The organism is Paenarthrobacter sp. 22069, from assembly GCF_052046035.1.
GTDB lineage: Bacteria > Actinomycetota > Actinomycetes > Actinomycetales > Micrococcaceae > Arthrobacter.
This window is the reverse complement of record NZ_JBQEQF010000007.1, coordinates 180988-200969: the sequence shown is the minus strand read 5'-3', so window position 1 is coordinate 200969 and position 19982 is coordinate 180988. Positions and strand designations below refer to the sequence as shown.

Here is a 19982-nt window from a genome sequence, read left to right as displayed (position 1 = left end):
GAAAGCCCGTGGCTCACTGATGCCGCGCCGGCGCGTTTGCTGCCGCCGCGGCTAAAGGTCGACGACGGCGACAATTGTTCCGTCGGCGTCGTGCCTCAGTGCCGCCCCGGCAGCTGCGAGCAGCCGCTGGGCGCTGCTGTTTCCGGCCAGGGTGCGGGCGGTGACGCGTTTCAGGCCCGCCCGCCGGGCTTCGGCCAGGACAAGGCCGAGCGCGGCGCCGCCGATGCCGCGGGAGCGGAAACTCCGGCCGAGCCATATCCCCGTTTCCGCCGTGGCGATCAGGGCGGCGCTGTCGCGCTTCAGGCGGATGGAACCTGCAATGTCATGGCCACTGAAGACGGCCCACGATTTTTCCGCAGCTGGTCCGTCCAGCCCTGCAGCCGCGGCGGAGTGGTAACTGAAGAACCAGGCCGTGCGTTCAAGGTTCCAGCCGGGCCCGCCCAGCGGGGGAGCGACCTCATCGGGGGAGGCATCGCATTTGGCCAGCGCCAGCAGTTGGTCCGCCACTGCCTTGTCCACGTCCACCAGGCTGACTTCAGCCAACGGATTCATCCACCCAATCCGTTCCCCCGGGAGTGAGGGTGGTGGATCCTGCCGTCAACTGCAGGATCCGGTCGGCTGCTGCGGCAATGGCGGCTGCCTCGTCCGGCACGGCAATCCGCAGCACCGCATGCCGGTACTGGTAGCTGGTTTCCGCCATGACCGTACCGGCGGCCCGCAGGTCGTTTTCCAGCCGCCCAGCCTCGGCATGTGGTACTGCCATGGAACAGATCCGCAGCCTGCTGCGGCGGACCAGGGGTGCGAGGTCCAGCGCGGTGGACACGGATTCGGAATAGGCGCGGACCAGCCCGCCTGCGCCGAGCAGGACACCGCCGAAATAACGCACGACGACGGCACTGACGTCGCTGAGGTCGCTCACCCCGGGCGCCGTTTCGCGCTTCAGCAGGGCTTCAAGCATCGGAATGCCGGCGGTGCCGGCGGGTTCGCCGTCGTCACTGGAACGCTGGACGGTCCGGTCCGCGCCGATGACGAAAGCGGAGCAGTGGTGGCGGGCGTCGTGGAACTCGCGGCGCAGGCCGGCCACGAGGTCCCTGGCGGCATCTTCCGTGCCGGCCCTGCGCAGGACCGTGATGAACCTGGAGCGCTTAACCTCAAGTTCGTGCCGGAAGTCCGTCCCCACAGCCAGCGTGGTGTAGGCGGTTGCCCGGCTGTCGTGATCTTGCACCCGCCCAGTCTAAGTGCTTCCGGTGGGCTGATTGCCACCACCCGTTCAGTAGGGTGGGGGGGTGCTGAAGATCGGATTGACGGGCGGGATCGCCTCAGGAAAATCGGTGGTGGCTGCGCGGCTGAAGGAACGCGGCGGCGTGCTGGTGGACGCCGACGCGCTGGCCCGGGAGGTGGTGGAGCCTGGAACTGAGGGGCTGGACCGCATCGTCGCGGAGTTCGGTCCCGGGATGCTCGACGACGACGGACGGCTTAACCGCCCGCGGCTTGGGGAGGCGGTGTTCGGCAACCCGGAACGCCTTTCTGCGCTTAACGCGATCGTCCACCCTTTGGTGCGTGCCCGGGCCGCAGCCATCACGGCTGCGGCAGGCCAGGACGCTGTGGTGGTCCAGGACATTCCCCTCCTGGTGGAGACAGGACAGGGCGCGGCCTTCCACCTCGTGGTCGTGGTGGACGCGCCTGACGATGTGCGGCTTCAGCGCATGCTGGTGATCCGCGGGATGACACCTGAAGCGGCGCATTCCCGGATGGCCGCCCAGGCCTCGCGCCATGACCGCCTGGCCGCCGCCGACGTCGTCCTCGACAACTCCAGTACCCTGCAGCACCTCCTGGACCAGGTGGACAGGCTCTGGGACGCGCGGCTGGTGCCGTTCGCCCACAACCTCGCTGCCGGGACACGCGCACCACGGCAGGGGGGACCGGTGCTGGAACCGCACCGTGGGGAGTGGGCCGCGCAGGCAGCCAGGATCGGGGCGCGGCTGGTGGCGGCGGCGCCGGACCTCATCCTGGCGGTGGACCACATAGGTTCCACGTCCGTTCCCGGCCTGGCTGCCAAGGACGTCATCGACCTGCAGGTTGCGGTGCCGGACCTGGAGGCCGCCGAAACGCTGGCGCCGCTCCTCACCGCCGCCGGGTTCCCGCAGGTCCGGGGCATGGGGTCGGACACGCTGAAGCCGGACGCACCCGACCCGTCCCAATGGCTGAAGCGGTTCCATGCCAACGCGGACCCGTGCCGGGCCGTGAATGTGCATGTCCGGCCCGCAGGGTCAGCCGGCTGGCGTTACGCCCTCATGTTCCGCGACTGGCTGCGGAACGATCCCTCCGCGCGTCGGCTTTACGAAGCGCACAAGGCGGACCTCGCAGCCCGCTTCGCCGGCTCGGAGACCACCCGGGCATATGCGGACGCCAAGGAACCCTGGTTCACCGATGTCGCCTGGCCGCTGATGTCGACCTGGGCGGAGGCAGTCAGGTGGGAGCCGCCGTCGTACCCGTCCTGAACAGCACCCCGAACGGCGGCGGCTGTTCGCCTGTAACGGAAGGGGCCGTCCAGTGTCGGTGCCCGGCTGTAAATTAGATCCATGAGCCTTGCGCAGGAAATCAACCGTGTTGTAGCGCCCTTTGAAGTCATCAGTGAATTCAAGCCCGCAGGTGACCAGCCGGCCGCCATCGCGGAGCTGACCGAGCGCATCAACAACGGCGAGAAGGACGTAGTGCTGCTCGGTGCCACGGGTACAGGTAAAAGTGCCACCACGGCCTGGCTCATAGAACAGGTCCAGCGCCCCACCCTGGTGATGGTGCAGAACAAGACCCTCGCCGCGCAGCTGGCCAACGAATTCCGGGAGCTGCTGCCCAACAACGCGGTGGAATACTTCGTTTCCTACTACGACTACTACCAGCCCGAGGCCTACGTTCCCCAGACGGACACCTTCATCGAGAAGGACTCCTCCATCAACGAGGAAGTGGAGCGGCTCCGCCACTCCGCCACGAACGCGCTGTTAACGCGCCGGGACGTGATCGTGGTGGCCACCGTGTCCTGCATCTACGGCCTGGGTACGCCGGAAGAGTACATCGCCGGCATGGTCACGCTCCGTAAGGGGCAGGAGATGAACCGGGACCACCTGCTGCGGAAGTTCGTCTCCATGCAGTACGCACGCAACGACATGGACTTCCACCGCGGCACGTTCCGCGTCCGCGGTGACACCGTGGAGATCATCCCCATGTACGAGGAACTCGCCCTGCGGATCGAGTTCTTCGGTGACGAGGTGGAAAACATCTATACCCTGCATCCGGTCACGGGCGACGTGATCCGCGAGGAAACGGAAATGTACGTCTTCCCGGCCTCGCACTACGTCGCCGGGCCGGAGCGGATGGGCCGCGCCATCAAGACCATCGAGGACGAGCTCGCAGAGCGGCTTGCCGTGCTGGAAGGCCAGAACAAGCTGGTGGAGGCACAGCGGCTGCGCATGCGCACCACCTACGATCTGGAAATGATGCAGCAGATGGGTTTCTGCAACGGCATCGAGAACTACTCCCGCCACATCGACGGCCGTCCCGGCGGATCCGCGCCGCACTGCCTCCTGGACTACTTCCCGGACGACTTCCTGCTGGTGGTGGACGAATCCCACGTCACCATTCCCCAGATCGGCGCCATGTACGAAGGGGACATGTCCCGCAAGCGGACCCTGGTGGACCACGGCTTCCGGCTGCCCTCGGCCATGGACAACCGGCCGCTGAAATGGGACGAGTTCCTGGAACGGATCGGCCAGACCGTCTACCTTTCCGCCACCCCCGGCAAGTACGAACTCGGCAAGGCCGACGGCTTCGTCCAGCAGATCATCCGCCCCACCGGCCTGATCGACCCCGAAGTGATCGTCAAACCCACCAAGGGGCAGATCGACGACCTCCTGGGCGAAATCCGCACCCGCGTGGAGAAGGATGAACGCGTCCTGGTCACCACCCTGACCAAGCGCATGGCAGAGGACCTGACAGACTACCTCTTGGGCCACGGCATCAGGGTGGAGTACCTGCACTCGGACGTGGACACGCTGCGGCGCGTGGAACTGCTCCGGGAACTGCGGCTGGGCAGCTTCGATGTCCTGGTGGGCATCAACCTGCTCCGCGAGGGCCTGGACCTTCCCGAGGTCTCGCTGGTGAGCATCCTGGATGCGGACAAGGAAGGCTTCCTTCGGTCCTCCACCTCATTGATCCAGACGATTGGCCGTGCCGCCCGCAACGTGTCCGGCCAGGTGCACATGTACGCGGACCGGATCACCGACTCCATGGCCAACGCCATCGACGAAACCAACCGCCGCCGGGCCATCCAGGTGGCGTACAACAAGGAACACGGCGTGGACCCGCAGCCGCTTCGCAAGAAGATCGCGGACATCACGGACCAGCTGGCACGCGAGGACGCGGACACCAATGCGCTGTTGGGCAGCTTCGACTACGGCAAGGGCAAGCGCGGGATCACCGGGACAACCAAGGCCGGGGCCAAGAAGGGTGCTGCGAAGGTCCGTTCGGACGGCCTCGCGGCGGCCCCGGCAGAGGACCTCGTGGGCCTCATCGAACAGCTGACCGAGCAGATGCACGGAGCGGCAGCCGAACTGCAGTTCGAGGTTGCCGCCCGGATCCGCGACGAGGTCAGCGAACTGAAGAAGGAACTCCGCCAGATGCAGGCGGCAGGCCACGCCTGACACGCATCCTTTGGGCCCGCGAAGCTGGGGCCTACCAAGGCGACGGCGGCACCCCGGGTGGGGTGCCGCCGTCGTGCTTTCCCGGCGTGGGCGGGCGCGGATCTCCACCGCGCTGGGGTACAGTTAAAAGCACGTAGGGGAGTATCCCAAGCGCTACGATCGTCAACACGCAGGGCACAGTTGCCCCGCCGGGCGTAGCGGGCCGCCACATCAGCACCAAGTGCACAGGCAGGCCGGAGAGACTTACACCGTTTTTGTGTACCCTGCGAAAGGCTTCCCTGTGCCCGATTTGCCCGTATGGTTCGAGGTCGGCTCGTTCGTCGTCCTCGGCCTCATCCTCCTGACCGATCTCCTCCTGGTGGTCCGGCGCCCGCACGAACCGTCCATGAAGGAAGCCGGCCTCTGGGTGGCCTTCTACGTCGCCCTGGCCATGGCGTTCGCCGGTGCCATGTTCGCCTTCACGGGCGCAGAATTCGGGAGCCAGTTCGTGGCCGGCTGGGTCACGGAATACAGCCTCAGCATCGACAACCTGTTCGTGTTCATCATCATCATGGCCCGGTTCTCGGTACCGCGGAAATACCAGCAGGAAGTGCTGATGGTGGGCATCATCATCGCCCTTATCCTGCGCGGCATCTTCATCATGCTCGGCGCCATCGTCATCGAACAGTTCAGCTGGGTGTTCTACATCTTCGGCGCGTTCCTGCTGTGGACTGCCTGGAAGCAGGCCCAGGACGAGGGCGAAGAGGAAGAAGACCGCGAGAACCCGCTGATCGCCAGGATCCGCAAAGTCATTCCCATGTCCGAAAGGTTCGACGGCGGCAAGCTGAGGACCACGGTGAACGGCAAGAAGGTGTTCACCCCCATGGTGATCGTCTTCATCACCATCGGCCTCACCGACCTGCTGTTCGCCGTGGATTCCATTCCGGCCATTTTCGGCCTGACCCAGAGCCCGTTCATCGTCTTCACGGCCAACCTGTTCGCCCTGATGGGCCTGCGCCAGCTGTACTTCCTGCTCGGCGGCCTGATGAACCGGCTGATCTACCTGAAGCACGCCCTGTCGGTCATCCTCGCATTCATCGGCATCAAGCTTGTCCTGCACGCCATGCACGTCAACGAACTGCCCTTCATCAACGGCGGCAGCCACATCGAGTGGGCGCCCGAGATCCCGACCTACGTATCTCTCGGCGTAATCGTCGGCACCATCATCATTGCCGTCGTCGCCAGCCTGCTCAGCTCCAAGGCCCAGCTCGCCAAGGTCGATCCGCGGCTCGAGGAAGATGTCCGCAAGAGCCACAGCGACGTCGAATAGGTCCGAACTTCGCTGTTGCACACGGGACATCCCGGCCGCAGGGCGGCCGGGATGTCCCGTTTAAAGCTCCGATCGGGCCCAGGGGTGTGGAACCCCTGTGGCAGTCAAGCGCACAGGACTATGCTCGGATCATGGCCCGCACACTGGTTGAAGAACAGGGCGTGGCCCAGGTGCAGCGGCGCACCATTGTGCTCTTGAGCCTGGCCCAGGTCTTCGGAGGACTCGGTACGGGATCGACCGTGTCCATCGGTTCCATCCTGGCTGTGGAACTCTCCGGTTCCAGCGCCTGGGCGGGCTCCGTCGCCACCGTCATGACCCTGGGGGCAGCAGCCGCAGCACTTCCGCTGGCCGCACTGGCTGAACGGCACGGCCGCCGGGCCGGGCAGGTGGCAGGCCTCTCGGCAGCCCTGGCAGGGGCAGTTTTCATGGTGCTGGCCGTCGTCAGCGGCCTCTTCATCCTGCTGGTCCTGGGGGCCGCCGGAATCGGCGTGGGAACGGCAGCCAGCCTGCAGGCAAGGTTCGCGGCTGTCGATCTCGCTGCGGCCGGGCACCGCGGCCGGGCGCTGTCCACCGTTGTCTGGGCAGTGACCGTCGGCGCCGTGGCCGGACCCAACCTGATCCAGCCCGGGACCGCCGTCGGGACCGCGCTGGGCCTCCCGCCCATCGCCGGCCCGTTCGTCATCTCGGGCGCCGGACTCCTCATCGCCACCGTCCTCGTGTACGCCGGCCTTCGCCCTGACCCCCTGCTGCTGGCGCGCCGGCTGGCAGCGGCCGGCCATGCCTTCCCCGACATCCTCCCGACTGCCCCGGCGAACCCGGCGGCGGTGCCCGGCGCACCTACGGAACCAGCCGGCGGCGTCCCGCCCGCCACGGCGGCCGACCGGGGATCCCTGGGCCGCGCACTCCGGGCCATCCGTGGCTCACGGATGGCGCTGCTCGCCGTGTCCGCGGTAGTGGCCGCCCACGCGGTGATGGTCGGCGTCATGTCCATGACGCCCCTGCACCTTCAGCACCTGGTGGAAGGACCAGGGCCCCACGCCGGGCACATTGCTGAAGGGGACGTGCTGGTGATCATTGGTTTCACGATCTCATTGCACATCGCCGGGATGTTCGCCCTCTCGCCGGTCATGGGGTGGCTGACTGACCGGGCCGGCAGGGTGGAGACCATCATCATCGGATTCATTGTGCTGGTAGCAGCGGTGGCCATCGCCGGATTTGGGCAGTCGTCCACCGCCGGGGTGGCAGTGGGACTGGTGCTGCTGGGCATGGGCTGGTCGGCGGCCACCATCTCGGGTTCCACCCTGCTGGCCGACAGCGTGGGCCAGGACGTCCGGGTGGCGGTGCAGGGCGCTTCGGACATGCTGATGGGCGCCGCGGGAGCCGTCGGCGGGGCTTTCTCCGGGTTGGTCCTCGGATTTGCGGGCTATCTGGGCCTGAACCTTCTCGGCGGGGCCATTGGAGCCGCAGTCCTGGCCGCCGCCGTCGTGGCCCGTACCTCGAACCGGCGGTCAGCGGCTGCCTGAACGCGCCATGCCGAGCAGGCGGGCAAAGATCCTTTCGCCGTCGTCGGCAATCCCGTCATGGTGGAAGTCGGCGGTCTCCCAGACCTGGAGCCCGCGGACCGCTGCCGCCGTCCGGAGGGAAAGATCCCGGTCAACGTAGATATCGTCCGAATAGACGGCCGCGGCCACGGGAACGGAGTTGGCGGCAAGCACCTGCGGATCGTAGAGCGGTTTCCAGTCCTCCTTGCCGGCCACCAGGTCCGCCACTTCCTGCAGCGGCTTCAGGGCGGGGTCCTGCTCGAAGTACCACGGATACACCATCTCGCCCGTCAGGAGCAGCGGCTCCGTGTCCGGGCGGAACAAGGGGTTTTCGGCGAGAACCCGCCAGGCCGACCAGTTGGTGGCCTGGCCCTGCCCGTAGATGGATTCGTGCATCAGCGCGTACAGCGGATTGGACCGGCGCGAGACCACGCCATGGAGCTGTTCCAGGAACGTATCCGACAGCCGGAGACCTTCCGCTGTTGCTGCGAAGGCATCCTCCAGCAAGTAGTGGAGGCTGTCCACGCGGGTGTTTCCGCCCAGGTAGGCCCCTGCCATCTGGAACCGCTCCACGGTGAGGCGTTCGCCGTCGGGCAGGAATTCCGGGATGGTCCGCAGGTGCCGGGCGATCCGCTCCACGGTGTCACGGTCCTCGGGATACCAGCCGAAGTACTCTTCATTCCGGGCCGCCACCCGCTGGTAGGTGGCCCGGTAGACCTCATCCGCGCTGCCGGTGAGCGGGGCCAGGCCGCCGGTGATGAGCGCTTCGCGCAGCCCTCCGGGTGCGAAGGACAGGTACGTCAAGGCGCAGAAGCCGCCGTAACTCTGGCCGTAGACGGTCCAGGGCGGCGATTCAAGGACGCCGCGGATCAGCTCCGCGTCCGCCACGATCGAATCCGCCCTGAAGTGCTCCAGGTAGGCGGCCTGTTCGGCAGGCGACCCGCGGCCGGGCAGGGTCCTGCGGTCGATGGGGGTGGAGAGTCCGGTGCCGCGCTGGTCCAGCATGAGGATGCGGAAATCCTGGGCAGCGGCTTTGCTCCAGCCGCCCAGGGAACCCCACCTGTTGCCGCGCCCGCCGGGGCCGCCCTGCAGGAACAGGAGCCAGGGCAGCCGCGCGGCGGCCTCCTCGCTGTGGGCCGCGGAGACGTACTCGCGGGCGAACACAGTGATGCTTTCCGCCGGCTTCCCGCCCGCCGGCTGGCCGAAATGGTCCAAGGGCACCGTGAAGTAGTGCTCCACGGTGCGCACGCCACGGAACTCATGCCTGGCCCTGATTTCATGCCCGGCGCGGATTTCATGCCCGGCTTGAACCGGCCGGGCCACCGGAGTGTCAGCCACGGGAAGCGGCAGGCAAGGAACTGTTGGACTCAGCCCGGCCGAACTGGTCCAGCGCCTCGCCCGTCAGCCGGAAGGTGGACCAGCCGTCCATCGGGCGGGCGCCCAGGCGGCGGTAGAAATTGATGGAGGGCTCGTTCCAGTCCAGCACGCTCCATTCCACGCGCGCGTACCCGTTCTCGACGGCGATCGCGGCAAGGTGCTGCAGCAGGGCCTTGCCGTGGCCTTCGCCGCGGGCTTCCGGGCTGACGTACAGGTCCTCCAGGTAGATTCCATGCACGCCCTCCCAGGTTGAGTAGTTCAGGAACCACAGTGCGAAGCCCTGGACGTCGCCGGCCTCGTTCCCAGCCATGGCCGCGAACACGCGGGGGTTGTTGCCAAAGAGCACCTGCTCCAGCATTCCGGGGGTGTTCCGGACGGCGTCAGGTTCCTTCTCGTAACGTGCCAGTTCGTGGATCATTCGGAGGATGGCGGGCACGTCTTGCCGGGTTGCGGGGCGGATTACACTCATGGTTCCGAGCTTACCTTCGGCGAAGCCGGCATACAGGAAGCCGCCGCCCAGGAAGCCGGCCGCGCCCGGGGCTACAGGCGGTTGACGCCGGTGACCCTGACCACGGCGGTTCCGGTGGCGTCGGAGTCCGCCAGGTCCACCTCCGCCGAGATTCCCCAGTCGTGGTGGCCTGCCGGATCATCAAAGATTTGGCGCACCTTCCAGTGGCCGGGTTCTTCGGTGATGATCAGCAGCCCCGGTCCGCGTGCGTCCGGTCCGGTCCCGATATCGTCGTGTTCGTCGAAGTAGCCGTCCAGGGCATCTTCCCACCGGTCGGCGTCCCAGCCCGAGCCGCCGTCGAGCTCTCCCAGCGCGGTGGCGTCCTCGTCCGCGAAGAGTTCCACCCGGCGGAACATCTCGTTGCGCACCATCACCCGGAACGCCCGGATGTTGGATGTGAGCGACGGCGGCGGGGGCGGCGGTGCATCGTGCGGCGTGGGTGCTGCCCCGGAGGTCAGTTCCTCCCACTCGTCCAGGAGGCTGGAGTCCACCTGGCGCACCAATTCGCCCAGCCAGGCGGTCAGGTCCGCCAGGTCCTCGCGGAGCATGTCCTGCGGCACCGTCTGGCGCAGCGCCTTGAAAGCATCGGCAAGGTACCGGAGCACGATCCCTTCGGAGCGGGCCAGGCCATAGAACTGGACGAACTCGCCAAAATTCATCGCGCGCTCATACATGTCGCGGACCACCGACTTAGGCGCGAGTTCGAAGTCGCCCACCCACGGGGCGGCCTTCCGGTACACCTCGAACGCTTCGCCGAGGATCCCGGCGAGCGGCTGCGGGTAGGTAACCTCGTCCAGCATGGCCATCCGCTGGTCGTAGTCGATGCCGTCTGCCTTCATGGCCGCGATGGCCTCGCCGCGGGCTTTCTTCTGCTGGGCCGACAGGATCTGCCGCGGTTTCTCCAGGGTCGCCTCGATCACGGACACCACGTCAAGGGCGTACGACGGCGACTCCGGGTCGAGGAGGTCCAGCGCAGCAAGCGCGAAGGGGGACAGCGGCTGGTTCAGGGCGAAGTTCGGCTGCAGATGCACGGTCAGCCTGACGGTGCGGCCGTCGGCGCCCTGCTCTTCCGGCGGGATGCGTTCGATCACTTCCGCCGCCAGCAGTTCCCGGTAAATTCCCAGCGCCTTCTTCATCAGCCGCAGCTGGGAAGCGCGCGGTTCGTGGTTTTCGGTGAGCAGCCGCCGCGCCGCCGCGAAAGGATCACCGGGCCGTTCCATGAGGTTCATCAGCATGGCGTGCGTCACCGTGAAACTGGACGTCAGCGGATCGGGGACGGATTCGACCAGCCGTTTGAAGGTCGGTTCGCCCCAGGACACGAAGCCCTCCGGCGGCTTCTTCTTCACTACCTGGCGCAGCTTCTTCTGGTCGTCCCCGAACTTGGCGGTGGCCTTCGCCATCGCCTTCACGTTCTCGATCACGTGCTCGGGAGCCTGCACCACCACGGTTCCCGCAGTGTCATAGCCGGCCCGGCCGGCACGGCCCGCGATCTGGTGGAACTCACGCGGGTTCAGCAGACGGGTGCGGACGCCGTCATACTTGCTCAACGCCGTGAGCAGCACCGTCCTGATGGGCACGTTGATGCCCACACCCAAGGTGTCCGTGCCGCAGATGACCTTGAGCAGGCCCGCCTGCGCGAGCTGCTCCACGAGCCGGCGGTACTTGGGCAGCATCCCGGCATGGTGGACGCCGATCCCGTGGCGCACCAGCCGGTTGAGCGTCTTGCCGAATCCGGCGGCGAACCGGAAGTTGGCGATCAACTCGGCGATCTTGTCCTTTTCCTCCCGGGTGCAGACGTTGATGCTCATCAGGTTCTGCGCGCGGTCGATCGCCTCAAGCTGGCTGAAATGCACCACGTAGACGGGTACCTGGCGGGTAGACAGCAACTCTTCCAGAGTCTCGTGGACGGGAGTCTGCTGGTAGTAGTAGTGCAGCGGGATGGGGCGCTCGACTGAACTCACCGTGGCAGTGGCACGGCCGGTCAGCGCCGTCAGCCCCTCCTCGAACCGGGTCACATCGCCGAGTGTGGCGGACATCAGGAGGAACTGGGCCTGGGGAAGTTCCAGCAGGGGGACCTGCCACGCCCAGCCGCGCTGCGGGTCGGAGTAGAAGTGGAACTCGTCCATGATCACCGCGCCCAGCTCAGCAGCAGCCCCTTCACGCAGGGCGGTGTTTGCCAGGATCTCCGCCGTGCAGCAAATGATGGGCGCGTCCTGGTTGACCCCGGAGTCGCCAGTGATCATGCCAACGTTTTCCGCGCCGAAGATGTCGCAGAGTGCGAAGAATTTTTCGGACACGAGGGCCTTGATGGGCGCCGTGTAGTAGCTGCGCCGTCCGTGGGCCATGGCCTGGAAGTGCGCGGCGATGGCCACCAGGGACTTCCCGGACCCGGTGGGAGTTGCCAGGATGACGTTCGCTCCCGTTGCCAGTTCCAGGATGGCCTCGTCCTGGGCCGGGTACAGGGTAATGCCCCGGCTTTCCGTCCACTCAACGAACTGGGTGTACAGGGCGTCCGGGTCGACGGCGCCGGCCGGGTTGGGAGCGTGCAGGTCGGTCAGCTGGTCAACGAGTTTCATTGACTTCAACCTTAGTGCCACGTTGCGGGCGCATTCAGCCTTCCGGCCGCGTTAGGCTACGGCTTGGCCCGGAGCGCGTCAGAACCTGGAGAAGATCATGAAATGGGACCCCACAAAGTATGTCCAGTTCGGTGATTACCGGGACCGGCCCTTCTTCGACCTCACGGCCCGGATCCATGCCGCCGCGCCCGCACGCGTGGTGGATCTCGGCTGCGGACCGGGAAACCTCACGGCGACGCTGGCGGAACGGTGGCCCGGGGCTGCCATCCAGGGCATCGATTCATCCGCGGAGATGCTTGCCAAGGCCGCGCCCCTGGCAGCGGACCTTCCCGCCCTCCAGTTCACGCAGGCTGATATCGCCGCGTGGATGCCTGATTCCAGGATCGACGTTGTGGTGAGCAACGCCGCCCTGCAGTGGGTACCCGGCCACCAGGAAATGATGCGGAAGTGGCTGGCTGCGCTGCGGCCCGGAGCCTGGTTTGCCATGCAGGTGCCGGGAAACTTCAACGCCCCCTCCCACGCCCTGATGCGGTCCATCGCGGCTTCGGACCGCTGGTCGGAAAAGCTCGACGGCGTGCTGCGGGGTACAGAATCGGTGGGAGAACCAGCGGACTACCTGGACATCCTGTTGGACGCCGGATGCGCCGCGGACGCCTGGGAAACCAGCTACCAACAGGTCCTGGCGGGACCTGATCCCGTCCTGGAATGGGTCCGGGGCACGGCGCTGCGGCCCGTCATGGCGGCACTTGGCGGGGAGGACGCCAAGCAGTTCGAAACCGAATACGCAGCCGCGTTGCGGAAGGCATATCCACCCGGCGCCCACGGAACCATCTTTCCCTTCCGCAGGATCTTCGCAGTAGGCCGCAAGCTGGAATAACAACCCCGCACCTAATGGGTTTCCCGGCGAGTCACACGCCTTGACAGCGAAGAAAAGTGATGTGGCTTACAATGGCCACTGGTTGAGGGGTCATGCCGCTGGCCCCCTCTTCGGCCGTAGGCATCACAGGGGGTATCTTGCTGGTCGGACTCATGAAGCGGCAGCTCAAAGGGCAGTACGCGGGCGTAGGCGTGATCCTTCTCCTCCAACTGCTCCAGGCCGGCGCCAACCTGCTGCTGCCCACCCTGAACGCCGCCATCATCGACGAGGGCATCGTTGCGGGCAAACCTGAGGTGATCTCCCGGCTCGGCGCCCTCATGGCCGTCGTGGCAGTAGTCCAGGCGGCGGCCGCCATCGCGGCAGGTTACCTCGGCGCCGTCGTCGCCGTGCGGATCGGGCATCGCCTGCGGGCGGAGGTTTTTAGCCGGATCCAATCACTGTCCTCGCAGGACGTGGCCCTGTTTGGTACCCAAAGCCTGACCACCCGCGCCACGAATGACGTCCAGCAGATCCAGGCGTTCGCCGTGCTGGTCTTCACCATGCTCTTCGCAGGGCCGGCCATGGGGGTTGGCGGCATCGTGCTTGCCCTCCAGCAGGACGTGGCGCTGTCCGTGGTGGTGATCGCCGTCGTGCCCCTGCTCCTGCTGATCATGTACCTGATCGTCCGCCGGCTGATTCCGCTGTACCGCGAGGGCCAGGACCTGCTGGACCGGTCGGGCGGAATCCTGCGTGAGCAGATCATAGGCGTGGACGTCATCCGCGCCTTCGTGCGCCAGCGGCATGAAGCGCGGCGGTTTGCCACCACCAACGCGGGCCTCACCGCCAACAATCTCCAGTCCGCCCTCATGGTGGCCGGGATGCTGCCAATGATCATGGTGGTGGTGAACCTGAGTTCGGTGGCCGTGGTGTGGTTCGGCGGCCACCGGATCCAGGCGGGATTGATGAACCTCGGGGCGCTCACGGCCTTCATTGCCTACATCATGCAGATCCTGCTGGCGATCATGATGGCCATGTACGTATTAATGACGGCGCCGCGCGCCGCGGTCTGCGCCGAACGCATCCAGGCGGTCCTGGACACTGACCCGTCCGTCACCAGTGCGTCCCCGGCAAAGCAGCAGCCAATGCCGGACGCGGCGGCCCGGCCGGCGCCGTTGGTGTTCCACGACGTCGCCTTCTCGTATCCAGGGGCAGAAGCGCCCGTTCTTGCGGACATCAGTTTCACCGCGGCTCCCGGCAGCACCACGGCAATAGTCGGCGCCACCGGAAGCGGCAAGACGACGCTGCTCAACCTCATTCCGCGGTTCCTCGACCCCACGGCAGGCCGTATCACCCTGGGTGGCCACGACATCAGGGACGTGCCCCTGGACCAACTCCGTGCCGCCATGGCCGTTGTGCCCCAGCATTCGCACCTGTTCACCGGGACCATCGCCGACAATTTGCGGATGGCGGCCCCCCAGGCCACGGACGACGAACTGTGGGATGCGCTGGAAACGGCGCAGACCATGCGGTTCATGCGTGACCTTCCCCTGGGGCTTGCCACGCCGGTAGGCCAAGGCGGGGCCAGCCTGTCAGGCGGTCAGCGGCAACGGCTGTGCATTGCCAGGGCACTGCTGCGCAGGGCGCCCCTCTGCCTCTTCGACGACAGCTTCTCCTCCCTCGACTACGACACCGACACCAGGCTGCGGCAAGCCCTGGACCAGGTCCTAACCGCCGCGACGGTGATCATGGTGGCCGAGCGCATTGCCACGGTGGAGGATGCCGACCTCATCCTGGTCCTCGACGGCGGCCGGCTTGTTGCGCAGGGAACGCACCAGGACCTGCTGGAAGCGTCAGCCACCTACCGTGAGATTGCCGAGTCGCAGCTGGCCCTGGATGGCGCACCGTGACGGCGGGGGAGGAGGCCGGGGAAACCGCGCACCTGTTCTGGCCCACCGCCAAGAGGCTCCTCGGCCTCCTGCGTCCCTTCCGCCTTCAAATGCTGGGAGCGGTAGCCGCCACCTGCGCCTTCGCGGGCCTCAATGTCGCCGCCCCGAAGTATCTCGGCGACGCCACCGACGTGGTGGTGGAAGCCATCTTCCAAGGCAGCCTGGACCAGCGGCTTGGCATCCTGTTGGCCGGGGTGTCGGTCATGTACGTCTTCGCCTCCCTGTTCAACTGGGCCCAGGGGGCATTGACGGCCCAGGCCGTCCAGGGACTTATGTACGGCCTGCGTGCCTCGGTTGAAGAGCAGCTGCACCGCCTGCCCTCGACCTATTTCCGTGAACGGTCCCGCGGCGATGTCCTGAGCCGTGCCACCAACGACATCGATAACATCGCCCAGGCCCTCAACCAGGTCCTGACGCAGCTGATCGTGTCGGTGCTGATGCTGTGCGGTTCACTGGCCATGATGCTGTGGATCTCCCCGCTGCTCGCGGCCATCGCCATTGCCACGGTTCCCGTCTCCACCTGGATCACCGTGGCGGTGGCCAGGCGGTCCCAGGAGCATTTTGGCCGGCAATGGAAGGAGACAGGCGAACTCAACGCGTACGTCGAGGAGTTCATCAGCGGGCACGAGGTGATCAAGGCCTTCGGACAGCAGGCGCAGGCCGCCGAGGTCTTCCGCCGCAGCAACGGCCGGCTGGCCCGGGCCGCCGCCAAAGCCCAGTATTCAGCCGGGGTGGTCCAGCCGCTGATGGTGCTGTTGTCCAACCTCAATTACATTGCGGTGGCCGTTGTCGGCGCGCTGCAGGTCATCGCCGGCGCCATGACCATTGGCGGAGTCCAGGCCTTCATCCAGTTCAGCCGCCTGTTCACCCAGCCAGTGGGGCAGATAGGCGGGCTGCTGAACGTCATGCAGTCCTGCGCGGCGTCCGCGGCCCGGGTCTTCGTGCTCCTGGATGCCGGCGAAGACCCGGAGGAGCCGCCCGGCCAGGCAGCCGGCGCACCCCCAACCGGCAGCATCGTCTTCCACGACGTCACCTTCGGCTACCCCGGAGCCGTCCCCGCCGTCAGGAACCTCAGCTTCACGGTGGAACCCGGCCAGGCCGTAGCGATCGTGGGACACACGGGCGCGGGAAAGAGCACCGTCATCAACCTGTTGATGCGGTTCCTGGAACCTTCATCCGGCCGGATCACCATCGGCGGGACGGACATCGCCGCCATTCCCCGCGACCGGCTCCGGGCAAGGTTCGCCGTGGTGCCCCAGGATTCCTGGCTATTTGCCGGGACGATCCGGGACAACATCGCCTACGGCCGGCCGGACGCCCCGGATATGGCCATTGTTGCCGCCGCCGAGGCGACCTACGCGGACCGCTTCATCAGGTCCCTGCCGCATGGCTACGGGACTGTGCTTGAGAACGGCGGCGAACCACTGAGCCAGGGGCAGCGGCAGCTCATCACCATTGCCAGGGCGCAGCTGGCCGGACGCGCCGTGCTGATCCTGGATGAGGCCACAAGCTCGGTGGACTCCAGGACAGAACTGCTCATCCGCCAGGCAATGCAGCGCCTCCGCCACGGACGGACGAGTTTCGTGATCGCCCACCGTTTGTCGACCATCCGCAACGCTGATCTAATTCTGGTCATGGACCACGGACGCATCGTTGAGCAGGGCACGCACACCAACCTCCTCGCCGCCAAGAGCTACTACGCCCGGCTGTACACCGCGCAATTCGCCGAACGGGATGGCAGGGCCGGGGTCCTGGAGGGAGGCCTGTGAGCAGCACCGGTGACTTTCCCGGATCCTGGCGGCCCAACCCTGCCAGCAGCGTGGCGCTGTTCGAACAGTTGCGGCTGCACATCATCCAATTGGCCGACAACGGCGGGCTGCCGCCGGGCGCCCGGCTCCCCGCCGTGCGGGCACTGGCAGAAAAACTCGACGTCGCCCCGCATACGGTGGCAAGGGCCTACAAGGAACTGGAAGCGGCAGGCGTCGTCGCCACCCGCGGGCGGAACGGCACGGTCGTCTCTGCCCGTGATGAGCGGCTGGGCGGGCTGTCCGCCGCTGCGGCCGCGTATGCCGCCGTCGCCAAATCCCAGGGTGCCAGCTTCGCCGAAGCGGTAAAGATCCTCGCTGCTGCCTACGATGTTCCCTGACGGCGGAACCGTCGGTGTTCGAAAAAGTTTTCGATTAGCATAATGGGGTGCCTAAAGCCTTAGCTGAAGAAACCCCTGCCTCTTCGATCGCCGCCGCCGTCCCCGCCGCTGCCGCTCCGGCGCGCCCGGACCTCTCCCGCCTCGTGGTCAAGGGCGCGCGGGAGCACAACCTGCGCAACGTGGACCTCGACCTGCCGCGCGATGCCATGATCGTGTTCACCGGCCTGTCCGGTTCCGGCAAGTCCTCGCTGGCGTTCGACACCATCTTCGCCGAGGGCCAGCGGCGCTATGTGGAGTCCCTGTCCGCCTACGCCCGCCAGTTCCTGGGCCAGGTGGACAAGCCTGACGTCGATTTCATCGAAGGGCTCTCGCCTGCGGTGTCCATCGACCAGAAATCCACCAGCAAGAACCCACGGTCCACGGTGGGCACCATCACCGAAATCTACGACTACATGCGCCTCCTGTGGGCGCGCGTGGGCAGGCCGCACTGCCCCGTGTGCGGGGAGCCGGTATCCAAGCAGACGCCGCAGCAGATCGTGGACCAGCTCCTGGAACTCGACGAGGGCACGCGCTTCCAGGTCCTGGCGCCCGTGGTCCGCGGGCGCAAGGGCGAGTTCGTGGACCTCTTCAAGGAACTCAGCGCAAAGGGCTATTCCCGGGCACGGGTGGACGGCAACCTGGTCCAGCTGAGTGATCCCCCCAAGCTTGGCAAGCAGTTCAAGCACACCATCGAGGTTGTGGTGGACCGCCTGGTGGTTAAGGAAGGGATAAGCCAGCGGCTCACCGACTCCATTGAGACCGCGCTGGGACTGGCCGAGGGCCGCGTCCTGGCGGAGTTCGTCGATGTTGAGGCTGACGCGCCGGGACGGATCCGGGCGTTCTCCGAAAACCTCGCCTGCCCCAACGAGCACCCGCTCGCCATCGACGAGATCGAGCCGCGTTCCTTCTCCTTTAACAATCCCTTTGGTGCCTGCGCCGCCTGCAGCGGCATCGGCACCCGGCTCGAGGTGGATGAAGAACTGATCGTTCCGAACCCGGAGTTGTCCTTGTCCGAGGGCGCCATCGCTCCCTGGTCGCTGGGGACCGCAACCACTGAATACTGGAACCGGCTCCTGGAAGGCCTCGCCAAGGAAGTCGGCTTCTCCATGAGCACGCCGTGGGAGAAGCTGGGCAAGGATGTGCGCCAGACCATCCTGCACGGCAAGGACCACAAGGTAGTGGTGCAGTACCGCAACCGCTTCGGCCGTGAACGGAAATACAGCACCGGCTTCGAAGGCGCCATCCAGTACGTGCACCGCAAGCACGGGGAGACCGACTCCGACTGGGCCCGTGACCGCTACGAGGAATACATGCGGCAGGTTCCCTGCCCCGCCTGCAATGGGGCCCGCCTCAACCCGGCATCCCTGTCAGTGCTGATCAATGGCAAGTCCATTGCCGAGGTGGCCGCCCTGCCCATGAGGGAGTGCGCGGATTTCCTTAACAACCTGGTGCTGACCGGCCGTGAGGCCCAGATTGCCCACCAGGTCCTCAAGGAGATCCAGGCCCGCCTCACCTTCCTCCTGGACGTCGGCCTGGAGTACCTCAACCTTGAGCGGCCATCCGCCACCCTTTCCGGCGGTGAAGCGCAGCGCATCCGGCTTGCCACCCAGATTGGTTCCGGCCTGGTGGGGGTCCTCTACGTCCTCGACGAACCGTCCATCGGCCTGCACCAGCGGGACAACCGCAGGCTCATCGAAACACTCACCCGGCTCCGCGACATGGGCAACACCCTCATCGTCGTCGAGCACGACGAGGACACCATCCACGTCGCCGACTGGATCGTGGACATCGGACCGGGGGCCGGGGAGCACGGCGGCCAGGTGGTCCACTCCGGCACCTACAAGGAACTGCTGGACAACAGGGAATCCCTGACCGGCGACTACCTGTCCGGCCGCAAGGCCATTGAGGTGCCCAAAAAGCGCCGCAAATATGACAAGAAGCGCGAAATCAAGGTTGTCGGTGCCCGCGAGAACAACCTGGTGAACGTCGACGCCGCCTTCCCCCTGGGGCTGTTCACGGCGGTGACCGGCGTGAGCGGCTCGGGTAAGTCCACGCTCGTCAACGAGATCCTCTACAAGGTGCTGGCCAACAAGCTCAACGGCGCCAAGCAGGTGGCCGGGCGGCACAAGACCGTCCAGGGACTGGAGCACCTGGACAAGGTGGTCCACGTGGACCAGAGCCCCATCGGCCGTACCCCGCGGTCCAACCCCGCCACCTACACCGGTGTCTTCGACAACATCCGCAAGCTCTTCGCAGAGACCACCGAGGCCAAGGTGCGCGGCTACCTGCCCGGCCGGTTCTCGTTCAATGTCAAGGGTGGCCGCTGCGAGGCGTGCTCCGGTGACGGCACGCTGAAGATCGAAATGAACTTCCTGCCGGACGTCTACGTCCCGTGCGAAGTGTGCCACGGCGCCCGGTACAACCGGGAAACACTCGAGGTGCACTACAAGGGCAAGACCATCGCCGACGTCCTCAACATGCCCATCGAGGAGGGTGCCGAGTTCTTCGCGGCGTTCTCGCCCATTGCCCGCCACCTCAACACGCTGGTGGACGTCGGCCTGGGCTACGTCCGCCTGGGCCAGCCCGCCACGACGCTGTCCGGCGGTGAAGCGCAGCGCGTCAAGCTTGCCGCGGAACTGCAGAAGCGCTCCAACGGACGCAGCATCTATGTCCTGGACGAGCCCACCACGGGGCTGCATTTCGAAGACATCCGCAAGCTGCTGATGGTCCTTCAGGGGCTGGTGGACAAGGGCAACACGGTGATCACCATCGAGCACAACCTCGATGTGATCAAGAGCGCCGACTGGCTGGTGGACCTGGGCCCGGACGGCGGCTCGGGCGGCGGCCAGATCGTGGCGGCGGGAACACCGGAGCAGGTGGCCAAGTCCACCACGAGCCACACCGGGAAGTTCCTGGCGGAGATCCTGGGCTGACGGGAGAAATTCCGCCGGAATATTCCTGCAAGGGAATGTGAGTTTCAGGCACTC

Annotated in this window: 14 protein-coding genes; 9 read left to right on the top strand and 5 right to left on the bottom strand. The window is 66.3% G+C overall.

From position 1 onward, the window contains the following. Positions 1-51: 51 nt before the first annotated feature. A complete protein-coding gene (locus ACTJK0_RS07995) occupies positions 52-552 on the bottom strand; it encodes a GNAT family N-acetyltransferase (protein ID WP_110543135.1) in 501 nt (166 codons plus the stop codon). Continuing rightward, on the bottom strand, positions 536-1225 hold the full coding sequence (locus ACTJK0_RS07990; RefSeq protein WP_440744819.1) for an IMPACT family protein: 690 nt from the start codon (positions 1223-1225) through the stop codon (positions 536-538). The genes ACTJK0_RS07995 and ACTJK0_RS07990 overlap by 17 nt, the downstream gene beginning before the upstream one ends. Positions 1226-1286: 61 nt before the next feature. On the opposite strand from ACTJK0_RS07990, the gene coaE reads away from it, so the two are divergent. The 4 genes from coaE to ACTJK0_RS07970 all read left to right on the top strand — a co-directional run bounded on the left by coaE (position 1287) and on the right by ACTJK0_RS07970 (position 7529). Further along, complete coding sequence (gene coaE / locus ACTJK0_RS07985) at positions 1287-2501, top strand: dephospho-CoA kinase (protein ID WP_440744818.1); 1215 nt, start codon at positions 1287-1289, stop codon at positions 2499-2501. A gap of 81 nt (positions 2502-2582) precedes the next feature. Further along, positions 2583-4697, top strand: a complete 2115-nt coding sequence (uvrB, locus tag ACTJK0_RS07980; RefSeq protein WP_440744817.1) for an excinuclease ABC subunit UvrB — start codon at positions 2583-2585, stop codon at positions 4695-4697. Between the two features lie 280 nt (positions 4698-4977). Continuing rightward, complete coding sequence (locus ACTJK0_RS07975; RefSeq protein ID WP_440744816.1) at positions 4978-6006, top strand: TerC family protein; 1029 nt, start codon at positions 4978-4980, stop codon at positions 6004-6006. A gap of 131 nt (positions 6007-6137) precedes the next feature. Further along, on the top strand, positions 6138-7529 hold the full coding sequence (locus ACTJK0_RS07970) for an MFS transporter (protein WP_440744815.1): 1392 nt from the start codon (positions 6138-6140) through the stop codon (positions 7527-7529). On the opposite strand, the gene ACTJK0_RS07965 is transcribed toward ACTJK0_RS07970, so the two are convergent. The 3 genes from ACTJK0_RS07965 to ACTJK0_RS07955 all read right to left on the bottom strand — a co-directional run bounded on the left by ACTJK0_RS07965 (position 7515) and on the right by ACTJK0_RS07955 (position 12008). Next, complete coding sequence (locus ACTJK0_RS07965; protein ID WP_440744814.1) at positions 7515-8885, bottom strand: alpha/beta fold hydrolase; 1371 nt, start codon at positions 8883-8885, stop codon at positions 7515-7517. The two genes, ACTJK0_RS07970 and ACTJK0_RS07965, sit on opposite strands and share 15 nt — an antisense overlap. Next, positions 8878-9393: an N-acetyltransferase family protein gene (locus ACTJK0_RS07960; RefSeq protein ID WP_440744813.1), complete on the bottom strand. Its 516-nt coding sequence runs from the start codon at positions 9391-9393 to the stop codon at positions 8878-8880. The genes ACTJK0_RS07965 and ACTJK0_RS07960 overlap by 8 nt, the downstream gene beginning before the upstream one ends. 71 nt (positions 9394-9464) lie before the next feature. Further along, the gene (locus ACTJK0_RS07955; protein ID WP_110543123.1) at positions 9465-12008 is read right to left on the bottom strand and encodes a DEAD/DEAH box helicase; all 2544 of its coding nucleotides are present in this window, start codon (positions 12006-12008) and stop codon (positions 9465-9467) included. A gap of 97 nt (positions 12009-12105) precedes the next feature. Between ACTJK0_RS07955 and ACTJK0_RS07950 the strand changes: the two genes are divergently transcribed. The 5 genes from ACTJK0_RS07950 to uvrA all read left to right on the top strand — a co-directional run bounded on the left by ACTJK0_RS07950 (position 12106) and on the right by uvrA (position 19928). Next, positions 12106-12885, top strand: coding sequence for a trans-aconitate 2-methyltransferase (locus tag ACTJK0_RS07950; protein ID WP_440744812.1), 780 nt, complete (start codon positions 12106-12108; stop codon positions 12883-12885). Positions 12886-13037: 152 nt separating this feature from the next. Then, complete coding sequence (locus tag ACTJK0_RS07945; protein WP_440744811.1) at positions 13038-14771, top strand: ABC transporter ATP-binding protein; 1734 nt, start codon at positions 13038-13040, stop codon at positions 14769-14771. After that, complete coding sequence (locus ACTJK0_RS07940; RefSeq protein WP_440744810.1) at positions 14768-16579, top strand: ABC transporter ATP-binding protein; 1812 nt, start codon at positions 14768-14770, stop codon at positions 16577-16579. The genes ACTJK0_RS07945 and ACTJK0_RS07940 overlap by 4 nt, the downstream gene beginning before the upstream one ends. Next, positions 16576-16956, top strand: a complete 381-nt coding sequence (locus ACTJK0_RS07935) for a GntR family transcriptional regulator (protein ID WP_110543117.1) — start codon at positions 16576-16578, stop codon at positions 16954-16956. Before ACTJK0_RS07940 ends, ACTJK0_RS07935 begins: the two co-directional genes overlap by 4 nt. Positions 16957-17003: 47 nt before the next feature. Continuing rightward, positions 17004-19928 (top strand): excinuclease ABC subunit UvrA, encoded by a 2925-nt coding sequence (gene uvrA / locus ACTJK0_RS07930; protein ID WP_440744809.1) that lies wholly within the window; start codon positions 17004-17006, stop codon positions 19926-19928. Positions 19929-19982 lie beyond the last annotated feature (54 nt).

What these genes read in the sequence shown, in the direction of transcription:
- ACTJK0_RS07995 (WP_110543135.1), bottom strand. Translation starts at nt 552, where the DNA reads ATGAATCCGTTGGCTGAAGTCAGCCTGGTGGACGTGGACAAGGCAGTG.
- ACTJK0_RS07970 (WP_440744815.1), top strand. Translation starts at nt 6,138, where the DNA reads ATGGCCCGCACACTGGTTGAAGAACAGGGCGTGGCCCAGGTGCAGCGG.
- ACTJK0_RS07950 (WP_440744812.1), top strand. Translation starts at nt 12,106, where the DNA reads ATGAAATGGGACCCCACAAAGTATGTCCAGTTCGGTGATTACCGGGAC.
- ACTJK0_RS07955 (WP_110543123.1), bottom strand. Translation starts at nt 12,008, where the DNA reads ATGAAACTCGTTGACCAGCTGACCGACCTGCACGCTCCCAACCCGGCC.
- ACTJK0_RS07945 (WP_440744811.1), top strand. Translation starts at nt 13,038, where the DNA reads ATGAAGCGGCAGCTCAAAGGGCAGTACGCGGGCGTAGGCGTGATCCTT.
- uvrB (WP_440744817.1), top strand. Translation starts at nt 2,583, where the DNA reads ATGAGCCTTGCGCAGGAAATCAACCGTGTTGTAGCGCCCTTTGAAGTC.
- ACTJK0_RS07960 (WP_440744813.1), bottom strand. Translation starts at nt 9,393, where the DNA reads ATGAGTGTAATCCGCCCCGCAACCCGGCAAGACGTGCCCGCCATCCTC.